The sequence below is a fragment of the Streptomyces sp. NPDC017202 genome (assembly GCF_044331705.1).
Classification (GTDB): domain Bacteria; phylum Actinomycetota; class Actinomycetes; order Streptomycetales; family Streptomycetaceae; genus Streptomyces.
This window is the reverse complement of the sequence record NZ_JBIRNP010000022.1, coordinates 118111-128690: the sequence shown is the minus strand read 5'-3', so window position 1 is coordinate 128690 and position 10580 is coordinate 118111. Positions and strand designations below refer to the sequence as shown.

Annotated in this window: 11 protein-coding genes and 1 rRNA gene; 10 read left to right on the top strand and 2 right to left on the bottom strand. The window is 73.0% G+C overall.

Annotation, left to right across the window (positions count from 1 at the left end; translation table 11 throughout):
- The 3 genes from rrf to ACH4N1_RS29945 all read left to right on the top strand — a co-directional run.
- A 5S ribosomal RNA gene (gene rrf, locus ACH4N1_RS29955) occupies positions 1–91 on the top strand; the annotation flags it as partial.
- A gap of 197 nt (positions 92–288) precedes the next feature.
- The gene (locus ACH4N1_RS29950; RefSeq protein ID WP_398102190.1) at positions 289–1602 is read left to right on the top strand and encodes a hypothetical protein; all 1314 of its coding nucleotides are present in this window, start codon (positions 289–291) and stop codon (positions 1600–1602) included.
- Positions 1494–2237 carry a hypothetical protein gene (locus ACH4N1_RS29945; RefSeq protein WP_398102187.1) on the top strand — a complete coding sequence of 248 codons (744 nt, stop codon included), beginning with the start codon at positions 1494–1496 and terminating at the stop codon, positions 2235–2237. The genes ACH4N1_RS29950 and ACH4N1_RS29945 overlap by 109 nt, the downstream gene beginning before the upstream one ends.
- Before the next feature lie 73 nt (positions 2238–2310).
- Here the strand turns inward: ACH4N1_RS29945 and ACH4N1_RS29940 are convergent, their stop codons facing one another.
- Complete coding sequence (locus tag ACH4N1_RS29940) at positions 2311–3594, bottom strand: DUF1015 domain-containing protein (protein WP_398102181.1); 1284 nt, start codon at positions 3592–3594, stop codon at positions 2311–2313.
- Positions 3595–3665: 71 nt separating this feature from the next.
- Here ACH4N1_RS29940 and ACH4N1_RS29935 point away from each other — a divergent pair, with 71 nt between their 5' ends.
- The 4 genes from ACH4N1_RS29935 to ACH4N1_RS29920 all read left to right on the top strand — a co-directional run bounded on the left by ACH4N1_RS29935 (position 3666) and on the right by ACH4N1_RS29920 (position 7920).
- Positions 3666–4694, top strand: a complete 1029-nt coding sequence (locus ACH4N1_RS29935; RefSeq protein WP_398102179.1) for an HAD hydrolase-like protein — start codon at positions 3666–3668, stop codon at positions 4692–4694.
- Positions 4695–4829: 135 nt separating this feature from the next.
- Positions 4830–5873, top strand: coding sequence for a FecCD family ABC transporter permease (locus ACH4N1_RS29930; RefSeq protein WP_398102176.1), 1044 nt, complete (start codon positions 4830–4832; stop codon positions 5871–5873).
- Positions 5874–5974: 101 nt separating this feature from the next.
- Positions 5975–7054 carry a FecCD family ABC transporter permease gene (locus ACH4N1_RS29925; protein ID WP_398102184.1) on the top strand — a complete coding sequence of 360 codons (1080 nt, stop codon included), beginning with the start codon at positions 5975–5977 and terminating at the stop codon, positions 7052–7054.
- Positions 7051–7920: an ABC transporter ATP-binding protein gene (locus tag ACH4N1_RS29920; RefSeq protein WP_398102174.1), complete on the top strand. Its 870-nt coding sequence runs from the start codon at positions 7051–7053 to the stop codon at positions 7918–7920. The genes ACH4N1_RS29925 and ACH4N1_RS29920 overlap by 4 nt, the downstream gene beginning before the upstream one ends.
- 25 nt (positions 7921–7945) lie before the next feature.
- Here ACH4N1_RS29920 and ACH4N1_RS29915 read toward each other — a convergent pair whose 3' ends face one another.
- Positions 7946–8293: a sterol-binding protein gene (locus tag ACH4N1_RS29915; RefSeq protein ID WP_366059252.1), complete on the bottom strand. Its 348-nt coding sequence runs from the start codon at positions 8291–8293 to the stop codon at positions 7946–7948.
- Positions 8294–8335: 42 nt separating this feature from the next.
- Here ACH4N1_RS29915 and ACH4N1_RS29910 point away from each other — a divergent pair, with 42 nt between their 5' ends.
- Genes ACH4N1_RS29910 through ACH4N1_RS29900 form a run of 3 tightly spaced genes read left to right on the top strand, consistent with a single transcriptional unit; the run spans position 8336 to position 10408 of the window.
- Positions 8336–8635, top strand: a complete 300-nt coding sequence (locus tag ACH4N1_RS29910; RefSeq protein ID WP_398102171.1) for a hypothetical protein — start codon at positions 8336–8338, stop codon at positions 8633–8635.
- Between the two features lie 55 nt (positions 8636–8690).
- A complete protein-coding gene (locus ACH4N1_RS29905) occupies positions 8691–9506 on the top strand; it encodes a TlyA family RNA methyltransferase (RefSeq protein ID WP_398102169.1) in 816 nt (271 codons plus the stop codon).
- Positions 9503–10408: an NAD kinase gene (locus ACH4N1_RS29900; RefSeq protein WP_398102166.1), complete on the top strand. Its 906-nt coding sequence runs from the start codon at positions 9503–9505 to the stop codon at positions 10406–10408. Before ACH4N1_RS29905 ends, ACH4N1_RS29900 begins: the two co-directional genes overlap by 4 nt.
- The last annotated feature ends 172 nt before the right edge of the window (positions 10409–10580 follow it).

Below are 10580 nucleotides of genomic sequence, written 5' to 3'. Positions count from 1 at the left end.
GCCCGGTCACATTCCGAACCCGGAAGCTAAGCCTTACAGCGCCGATGGTACTGCAGGGGGGACCCTGTGGGAGAGTAGGACGCCGCCGAACAATCTTTGGAAGGACCCCTGGTCCCAGCGTTCAGCTGGGACCAGGGGTCCTTTTGTTTTTCCAGGAAGCGCAGGGTACTCGGCTGCGCGAGAATGACTTGCGGTACCGAAGACAGGAGTCACCCATGTCCACCAACTCTCCCGACGATCGACCGGAGCGCGACCAGCGGCGACGGGACAGTGGGGACCGCGGAGACCGTGGCGAGCGCGGAGGCTTCCGCAGCGACCGCGGGGACCGCGGTGGCTTCCGTCGCGACAACGACCGCCCCGGCGCCGGCCGACGTGACGACAACCGCGGTGGGGGCACCAACGGTGGCGGTTACGGACGCCGTGACGACAACCGTGGAGACCGCGGGGACCGTGGTGGCTTCCGCCGGGACGACAGGCGCGACGACCGTCGCGACGACAACCGTGGTGGTGGTTACGGGCGTCGGGATGATCGTCGTGACGACCGGCGCGAGGGTGACCGGGGTTCTCGTCCGGCGTTCCAGCGTGACGACCGGGACCGTGGTCCTCGTCGGGACGACCGTGGCGACCGCCCCGCCTTCCGCCGCGACGACCGTAACGACCGCGGCGAGCGGCCTCCCTTCCGCCGCGACGACCGTAATGACCGTCCCCCCTTCCGCCGCGACGACCGCCCCGGTGACCGACGCGACGACCGACGCGGCGACGACCGCGGTGGCTACGTCCGCCGCGACGACAACCGTGGAGACCGCGGGGACCGTGGTGGCTTCCGCCGGGACGACAGGCGCGACGACCGTCGCGACGACAACCGTGGTGGTGGTTACGGGCGTCGGGATGATCGTCGTGACGACCGGCGCGAGGGTGACCGGGGTTCTCGTCCGGCGTTCCAGCGTGACGACCGGGACCGTGGTCCTCGTCGGGACGACCGTGGCGACCGCCCCGCCTTCCGCCGGGACGACCGCGGCGAGCGCCCCCCCTTCCGCCGCGACGACCGTAACGACCGCGGCGAGCGCCCCCCCTTCCGCCGCGACGACCGTAACGACCGCGGCGAGCGGCCTCCCTTCCGCCGCGACGACCGTAACGACCGCGGCGAGCGGCCTCCCTTCCGCCGCGACGACCGCCCCGGTGACCGACGCGACGACCGACGCGGCGACGACCGCGGTGGCTACGTCCGCCGCGACGACAACCGTGGAGACCGCGGAGACCGTGGTGGCTTCCGTCGCGACGACAACCGTGGCGGCGAGCGCGGTGGCGACCGTGGCGGGTTCCGCGGCCGTGACGACCGTGGCGGGCGGCCCGGTGGCTTCCAGGGCCGTGACGACCGTGGTGGTCGGCCCGGTGGCTTCCGGGGACGTGACGACCGGGGTGGACGCGACGACCGGCGTGGTGGCGGCCGGTTCCGTGACGACCGGGACCGGGACCGGGAGCCGATCAAGCGACTGCCGATCCCCGAGGACGTCACCGGCGAGGAGATCGACAAGGACGTACGGCAGGAGCTGCAGAGCCTGCCCAAGGGGCTCGCCGAGGACGTCGCCAAGAACCTGGTGATGGTCGCGCGGCTCATCGACGAGGAGCCCGAGCGTGCCTACGGGTACTCGAAGGTGGCGCTGCGGCTGGCGTCACGCGTCGCCGCCGTACGGGAGGCGGCCGGGTTCGCGGCGTACGCCACCCAGAAGTACAGCGAGGCGCTGGCCGAGTTCCGTGCCGCCCGCCGGATGACCGGGACCGTGGAACTGTGGCCCGTCATGGCCGACTGCGAGCGCGGGCTCGGGCGGCCGGAGAAGGCGCTGGAGATGGCCGGCGCGCCCGAGGTGCACAAGCTCGACAAGGCCGGGCAGGTGGAGATGCGGCTCGTCGCGGCCGGTGCCCGGCGTGACATGGACCAACTGGACGCGGCCATCGTGACGCTCCAGAGCCCCGAGCTGGCCTCGAACTCCGTGCAGCCGTGGACCGCGCGGCTGCGGTACGCGTACGCCGACGCGCTGCTCGCCGCCGGCCGTCGGAGCGAGGCGCGCGAGTGGTTCGCGAAGGCCGTCGAGGCCGACCGGGACAGCAGCACCGACGCCTCCGACCGGCTGGCCGAACTGGACGGCGTGGAGTTCGTCGACGCACTGGACGAGGACGAGGACGTCGTCGCCGAGGACGAGCGACCGGTCGACGGCAAGGCCGACGACCAGGACTGACGTGGGTGAGTGAAAGGGGCTCGGCTCCGGTGTCGTACCGGAGCCGAGCCCCTTTTCGTTTTTTCCTTCCCCGTCAGAGGTCCAGTGCGCGCAGGACCAGGCCCGAGGCCGGTTTCGGGCCGAACGACGTCGACTTGCGGGGCATCATGACGCCCTGCCGGGCGAGGTCGCGGACGACCTCCTCGCGGACCGGGTGCAGCAGCACGGCCGTACCGCCGTCGCGTTCCGCCTTCTCGACCGTCGCGGCGGTGTCGTGGATGTAGGCGATGCGGGCGGGGTCGTCCTCGGGGACGTGCCACACGTGGTCGAGGAGCGTGGCGTGCAGGACCGTCGCGTCGAGGGTGCGCCAGGCCCGCGGGCGGTCGGCGGGGACCGTGCGGGCGAGGAGGGCCGGGTCCGGGCGGTCCAGGAGGTGGAAGGCGCCGTCGCCGGCCAGCAGGAAGGCGTTGCCCCCGGCGGTCGCGTCCGCGAGGGCGTCGAGGGCCCGGGGCAGGGGCGCCTCCAGACGCCGGACGCGGAACAGTCCCTCCACCGCGGCCAGCGCCCCGGTGACCGGCAGGCCGTGCAGGAGACGGTGGATGGCGCGGACGCGCAGGGGATGGCGGACCGTGTCCACGAGGAGGACCAGGCCGTCGTCCCAGGGGCTGGGGGAGGCGTGCTCCGCGCGTAGACGCAGGTACGTCGCCCAGCGGTGGTGGCCGTCGGCGATCAGGGCCTGGTGGTGGGCGAGGCCGGCCTGGATGCGGGCCACCTCCGCGGGGTCGGTGATCGACCACAGGCGGTGGCTGAAGCCGTCCTCCGTGGTCGTCGACAGGAGCGGAGGCCGGTCCGCGGTGCGCTCGACGGCCTCCGTCGCCGTGCCGTCGCCGCGGTACGTCAGCAGCAGCGGTTCGAGGTTGGCCCGGGTGGCGCGCATCAGGGCCGCGCGGTCGGCGACGATGTGCGGCATCACGTCCTCGTGGGGCAGGACGACGCCGGCCGAGGGCTCGGAGACCCGCAGGGTGCCGATGAGGCCGCGCTGCAGCATGCCGTCGGCGTGCCGCTGCTCGTAGACGTACAGGGCGGGTACGGCGTCGGTCGTCAGGACGCCTTCGGCGAGCCAGCGGCGCAGGGTGTCCGCGGCCTGTTCGTTGCGGGCGCCGGCGGTGGTGGCCTGAGGGAGGATCAGACGGACGATGTTGTGCGGGTCCGCGTCCTGGAGATGGTGCAGGCCGTCGGGGCGGACCACGACGTCGTACGGCGGGGAGGTGACGGCGGCGAGACTGCCGACCCGGTCGGGGTCGTAGCGCAGGCCTCGGAACGGGGTGAGTTCCAGGCCTCGGGGCGCCGTCGCTTCCGAGTGACCTGCTGAGTTCATCCCGGCATCGTACGTGTGTCGGTGGCATGCGGGATGATCGGGGAAAGCGATCGAACGAGGAGCGATGCGGAATGAGCCGGAGCGTCAGGACGAGGCCCGAGGGCAGTGGGCAGGCCCTGAGCGAGGCGTACGACACGGCGCTGCTCGACCTGGACGGGGTGGTGTACGCGGGCGGGAACGCGATCGTGCACGCCGTCGAGTCGCTGGCCACCGCGCGCGGTGGCGGGATGCGGCTGGCGTACGTCACCAACAACGCGCTGCGCACGCCCGACGCCGTGGCGGACCACCTCACCGAGCTGGGCATACCCACCGGAGCGGACGACGTCATCACCTCGGCGCAGGCGGTCGCCCGGCTGATCAGTGAGCAGGTGCCGGCGGGGGCGCGGGTCCTGGTGATCGGCGGGGAGGGCCTGCGGGTCGCGCTGCGCGAGCGCGGGCTCGAACCCGTCGAATCGGCGGAGGACGACCCGGCGGCCGTGGTGCAGGGGTTCGGCGGGCCCGACCTGCCGTGGGGGCGGTTCGCCGAGGCGTCGTACGCCGTCGCGCGGGGCGTGCCGTGGTTCGCGTCCAACACCGACCTGACGATTCCGAGCGGGCGGGGCATCGCGCCGGGCAACGGCGCGGCGGTGGAGGTCGTGCGGATCGCGACCGGGGCCGAGCCGCAGGTCGCGGGCAAGCCGTTGCCCCCCATGCACCGCGAGACGATCCTGCGGACCGGCGCCGAGCGGCCGTTGGTGGTCGGGGACCGGCTGGACACCGACATCGAGGGCGCGTTCAACGGCGAGGTCGACTCGCTGCTCGTGCTGACCGGGGTCACCGACGGCGCGCAGCTCCTCGCGGCGCCGCCGCAGCACCGGCCGACGTACGTGGACGCCGATCTGCGCGGCCTGCTGACCGGGCAGCCGGAGGTCGCCGAGGAGGGGAGCGGTTTCCGGTGCGGGGGATGGACCGCGTCGGCCGGGGCGGAGAAGCTCGAACTCGACGGTGAGGGTGCCGTCCTGGACGGGCTGCGGGCGCTGTGCGCGGCGGCCTGGACCGCGGCGGGCGACGGCTCGTGCGGGCTGGACGGGGGGAAGGCGCTCGCCCGGCTGGGCTTGTGAGCCCGGTGGCGCGCCCGCTGCGGTGATCCGTGCGGTGGTCCGTGCGATGAGGCGGCTCGGTCGCGGCCGTTGCCTTCGGGTGGCGGCCGTGACCGAGCAGCGAGGAGAAATGGCAGGGTAGGCTAACCTAACTGCGTGTTGGTCGACAGTGTTCCCGAACAGCGCGCGGAGAGTGCCCCCGCGCCCCCAACCCGCCGGGCTCCACGGTCCCTTGGGCTGCTCGTGTCCGTCGCCGTCCTGCTGCTGGTGGTCGTGGCGAGCATCGCCATCGGCGCCAAGGAGCTGTCCCTCGAACAGGTCTGGCACGGCCTGTTCCAGGACACGGGGACGTACGGCGACGTCGTCGTGGGGGAGCGGGTGTCGCGGACCGTGCTCGGACTGCTGGTCGGCGCCGCGCTGGGACTCTCCGGAACGGTCCTCCAGGCCCTGACCCGCAATCCGCTGGCCGACCCCGGACTGCTCGGCATCAACGCGGGCGCCTCGGCCGCGGTGGTCACCGCCATCACCTTCCTCGGCGTGACCAGCGTCAGCGGCTACGTGTGGTTCGCCTTCTTCGGCGCGGCGGCCGTCGGCGCGCTGGTCTGGTTCCTGGGCGGCAGCCGGGGCGCCACGCCCGTGCGGCTCGCGCTCGCCGGCACCGCGCTCAGCGCCGCGCTCTTCGGGTACGTCCAGGCCGTGATGATCATGGACAAGGCGGCGCTCGCCCGGATGCGCTTCTGGACGGTCGGCTCGCTGACCTCGGCGACGAACGACACGATCTGGCGGGTGCTGCCCTTCCTGGTGGTCGGCATGCTCCTCGCGTTCGCGCTCGCCCGGCCGCTGAACGCCATGGCCATGGGCGACGACACCGCCAAGGCCCTCGGCGCCCACCTCAACCGCACCCGGGCACTGTCCATGCTCGCCGCCACCGTGCTGTGCGGGGCCGCGACCGCCGCCTGCGGGCCGATCGTGTTCGTCGGACTGATGGTCCCGCACGTGGTGCGCTCCTTCACCGGGCCCGACCTGCGCTGGATCATGCCGTACGCGGCGGTCCTGTCGCCCGTGCTGCTGCTGGGCTCCGACGTGATCGGCCGGGTCGTCGCCCGCCCCTCGGAGGTCCAGGTGGGCATCATCACCGCGCTCATCGGCGGCCCGGTCTTCATCCATCTCGTACGACGGCGGAGGACGGCCCAGCTGTGAAGACCGCACCCCAGTCCGAGCCGGAGCGGACCACGAAAGCCACGAAAGCCATGGAAGTCGCCAAAGGCGCAGAAGCCGTGGAAGCCGTGAAGGCCACAGAAGTGACGGAGGCCGCAGAGGCCGCGGAAGCCGGACGCCGGAAGGCCGGCGCCGTCCGAGCCCTGCGCACCCCCGGCGGGCTGTCCGTCCGGGTGAACCCGCGTGCCCTGATCGTCGTGCTCGCGCTGGCGCTGGCCGCCTTCGCCGCGAGCGTCGTCCTCATCGGTACCGGTGACTTCCCCATCTCCACCGGCGACGTACTGAAGACACTCGCCGGCAACGGCACCGAGGGCCAGAAGTTCATCGTCAACGAACTGCGGCTGCCGCGGGTCGTCGTGGGGCTGCTGGTGGGCGCCGCGCTGGGGCTGGGCGGCGCCGTCTTCCAGGCCGTCTCCCGCAACCCGCTGGGCAGTCCGGACGTCCTCGGGCTCGGGCAGGGGGCGACGGCCGGCGCGCTCGTGGTGATCGTGCTGATGTCCGGCTCCGCCAACCAGGTCGCCGTCGGCGCCCTCGTCGGCGGGCTGGTCACGGGTGCCGCCATCTACCTGCTCGCCTGGAAACGGGGCGTCCACGGCTACCGGCTGGTCCTCGTCGGCATCGGCGTGTCGGCGATCGCGACCGCGGTCAACGGCTACCTGATCACCAAGGCCGACCTGGTCGACGCCGCCCGCGCGGTCGTGTGGATGACCGGATCGCTCGACGGCCGGGACTGGAAGCAGGTCTGGCCGCTGCTCGCGCTGTGCTGCGTGCTGGTCCCGCTCGTCCTCGCCAACGCGCGCGGGCTGCGCATGATGGAGATGGGCGACGACGTCTCCCACGCCCTCGGAGTGCGCGTGGAGCGGGTACGGCTGCTGCTCATGGTGTGCGCCGTCCTCCTCACCGCCTCCGCCACCGCCGCCGCGGGCCCCGTGGCCTTCGTGGCGCTCACCGCGCCCCAGCTCGCCCGGCGCCTGACCCGCTCACCCGGACCGAACCTGGTGCCCGCCCTGTTCATGGGCGCCGCCCTCCTGGTCACCGCCGACTGGGCGGCGCAGCGGCTGTTCGGTGACGGACAGCTGCCCGTGGGCGTGGTCACCGGCGTGCTCGGTGGCGTCTACCTGCTGTGGCTGCTGGTCACCGAGCGCCGGGCGGGCCGGATATGAGCAGCGCCACCACCCGTGCCGGCCGCGGGCCGAACAACCGAAGGAGCACCGTGAACCGCCTGTCCGCCGAGAACGTCACCCTCGCCTACGACCAGCGGGTCATCGCCGAGCAGCTGTCGGTGGAGATCCCCGACCACTCGTTCACCGTGATCGTCGGCCCCAACGCCTGCGGCAAGTCGACGCTCCTGCGCGCGCTGTCGCGGATGCTCAGGCCGAGCGAGGGCCGGGTGCTCCTCGACGGGCAGGTCATCCAGTCGATGCCCGCCAAGAAGGTCGCCAGGACGCTCGGACTGCTGCCGCAGTCCTCGATCGCGCCCGACGGCATCACGGTCGCCGACCTGGTGGGCCGCGGCCGCTATCCGCACCAGGGCATCCTGCGCCAGTGGTCGGCCGAGGACGAGCGGGTCGTGCAGGAGTCCATGGCCCGGACCGGGGTCGCCGAACTCGCCGAGCGGTACGTCGACGAGCTGTCCGGCGGTCAGCGCCAGCGGGTGTGGATCGCGATGGCCCTCGCCCAGCAGACCCCGCTGCTGCTGCTCGACGAGCCGACCACCTACCTGGACATCCAGCACCAGATCGACGTCCTCGACCTGTGCGCCGAACTCCACGAGGAGCAGGGCCGCACCCTGGTCGCCGTCCTGCACGACCTCAACCACGCCGCCCGGTACGCCACCCACCTCGTCGCGCTGAAGGGCGGCACGGTGATCGCGCAGGGCGCGCCCGGCGACGTCGTCACGGCGCCTCTGGTCGAGGAGGTCTTCGGGCTGCGCTGCCAGGTCATCGACGACCCGGAGACGGGAACGCCGCTGGTGGTGCCGGCCGCGCGCACGGCACGCGCACGCGTGCCGGTGACGGAGGCCTCCTGACGGTCACAGGGGAGGCCGCCCGAGCTCACAGCAGCTTTCTGAGCACGAACAGGTCCCTGAGGCTCGCCTCCAGCCGCACCCGGCCCGAACCCCACGCCTTCGCGAAGTTCAGTTCTCCGTCGACCAGCGCGACCAGGTCGTCGCCGGCCATCCGCAGCCTGATCCCGGCCCGCTCCGGAGGCGGGCCCTGCACGGTGTCCCGCACGACGATCCGGCCGTCCGCCATCCGGCCGACGAACGTCACGTCCAGGTCGGTGATCCAGCAGCTCACCGACCGGTCGAGGGCGGCGGCCGCGCGGGCGTCCCCCTCGGCGCGGCCCATGCTCTGCGAGAACTTCTCGAGTGCGGCGCGGCACTCCTCGATCGTGGCCATCGCGCTCGACGGTACCCCAGCGGTTCGCGGTAGCGTCGGGGCATGAGCGACACAGTTCCGGAGCCGGCGGCCACGCCTCGGGAGCAGGGGCAGGAGCAGGAGCAGGAGCCCGGGTACGCCCCCTCCGCTCCCGCCCCGCTCCAGGTGCCCCGCACCCCCACCGGCGACGCCGGGGTGGACGCCCACCTGGACCGGCTGGCCGACGCCGACCACCTCGCCACGGACGGACACCTCGGGGTGTACGAGGATGTCCACCGGGGGCTGCGCGACGCGCTCACCGCGCTCGACGCCCGCCCGGGACCTCCGGGTCCCACCCGTCACCCGACCACCACCCCCGAATGAGACCCTGTGGGTCCCCCCTTTGATCCAACGCACGGCAGTAGGAGCTGAACCGAACGTGGCAGGAGTCGCACGTCGTCGTCTGGACGCGGAGCTGGTGCGCCGCAAGCTCGCGCGGTCGCGTGAGCACGCCGGCCAGCTGATCGCCGCGGGGCGGGTCTCGGTCGGGAAGACCGTCGCCACCAAACCCGCCACGCAGGTGGAGACGGCGTCGGCGATCGTCGTCTCCACCGACGACGGCGACCCCGACTACGTGTCGCGGGGCGGGCACAAACTCGCCGGTGCCCTGGAGGCGTTCGTACCGCAGGGCCTCCTGGTCGAGGGACGGCGGGCGCTGGACGCCGGCGCGTCCACCGGCGGCTTCACCGATGTGCTGCTGCGGGCGGGGGCCGCCCACGTGCTCGCGGTCGACGTCGGCTACGGACAACTCGCCTGGTCTCTGCGGAGCGATGAACGCGTCACCGTCAAGGACCGTACGAACGTACGCGAGTTGACGCTCGAAGCGATCGATGGGGAGCCAGTGGATCTTGTCGTGGGGGACTTGTCCTTCATCCCGCTCGGACTGGTGCTGCCGGCCCTGGCGCGGTGCACCGCGCCGGACGCGGACCTGGTGATGATGGTCAAGCCACAGTTCGAGGTGGGCAAGGAACGGCTGGGCAGCGGGGGCGTCGTGCGCAGCCCCCAGCTGCGGGCCGAGGCGGTGCGGGGCGTGGCCCGCAAGGCGTGGGAGCTGGGACTCGGCGTGAAGGGGGTCACCGCCAGTCCGCTGCCCGGGCCCTCCGGCAACGTCGAGTACTTTCTGTGGCTCCGGGCCGGGGCGCCCGCTCTGGACCCGGCCGATGTCGACCGTGCAGTTGCGGAGGGGCCGCGTTGACCCAGAACCGAGCTCGTACTGTTTTCCTGCTGGCCCACACGGGGCGGCCCGCCGCGATCCGCAGCGCGGAACTGGTGGTGAAGGGGCTGCTGCGCGAGGGCATCGGGGTGCGCGTCCTGGAGTACGAGGCCGCCGACCTGCCCCTGCCGGACGAGGTGGAACTGGTCTGCGAGGCCACCCCGCAGTGCCTGGAGGGCTGCGAGCTGCTCATCGTCCTCGGCGGTGACGGGACGCTGCTGCGCGGCGCGGAGTTCGCGCGGGCGTCCGGGGTGCCGATGCTCGGCGTGAACCTCGGCAGCGTCGGCTTCCTGGCGGAGGCCGAGCGGGACGACCTCGACAAGGTCGTCGACCGGGTGGTCACGAAGTCGTACGAGGTCGAGGAGCGGATGACCGTCGACGTCGTCGTGCACCGCAACGGGGACATCGTGCACACCGACTGGGCGCTGAACGAGGCGGCCGTGCAGAAGGCCGGCGCGGAGAAGCTGCTCGAGGTGGTGCTGGAGATCGACGGGCGGCCGGTCACCGGGTTCGGCTGCGACGGGATCGTGCTGTCGACGCCGACCGGCTCCACCGCCTACGCCTTCTCGGCCGGCGGACCCGTGGTGTGGCCCGAGGTCGAGGCGTTGCTGATGGTGCCGATCAGCGCCCACGCCCTGTTCGCCAAGCCGCTGGTGACCTCGCCGAACTCGGTGCTCGCGGTGGAGCTGCTGCCGCACATTCCCCCGGGCGTCCTGTGGTGCGACGGGCGGCGTACCTTCGAGCTGCCGCCGGGGGCCCGGGTCGAGGTGCGGCGTGGAGCCGTGCCGGTGCGCCTGGCCCGCCTGCACCACGCGTCCTTCACCGACCGGCTGGTCGCCAAGTTCGCGCTGCCCGTCTCCGGGTGGCGCGGGGCCCGGCCCTAGGGTCTGTCCGGCGGATCACGCCGGAGACGCGGGGTCTGGCACGCGCTCCCCCGGAGGGGGTGCCCCCAGCGGCGTTGTCGTCGGGTGCCGACGTCCCCCGGCCTTCGGCCGGGAGGTGCCCCCACCGCGTCGACGCCCTCCTCCGCCTTGCAGCTGCACGCACCGGACCCCG

Bases quoted from the DNA above. Each gene is read 5' to 3' on its own strand.
- ACH4N1_RS29910 (WP_398102171.1), top strand. From the start codon at position 8,336: ATGAGCGACACAGTTCCGGAGCCGGCGGCCACGCCTCGGGAGCAGGGG.
- ACH4N1_RS29920 (WP_398102174.1), top strand. From the start codon at position 7,051: ATGAGCAGCGCCACCACCCGTGCCGGCCGCGGGCCGAACAACCGAAGG.
- ACH4N1_RS29915 (WP_366059252.1), bottom strand. From the start codon at position 8,293: ATGGCCACGATCGAGGAGTGCCGCGCCGCACTCGAGAAGTTCTCGCAG.
- ACH4N1_RS29940 (WP_398102181.1), bottom strand. From the start codon at position 3,594: ATGAACTCAGCAGGTCACTCGGAAGCGACGGCGCCCCGAGGCCTGGAA.
- ACH4N1_RS29935 (WP_398102179.1), top strand. From the start codon at position 3,666: ATGAGCCGGAGCGTCAGGACGAGGCCCGAGGGCAGTGGGCAGGCCCTG.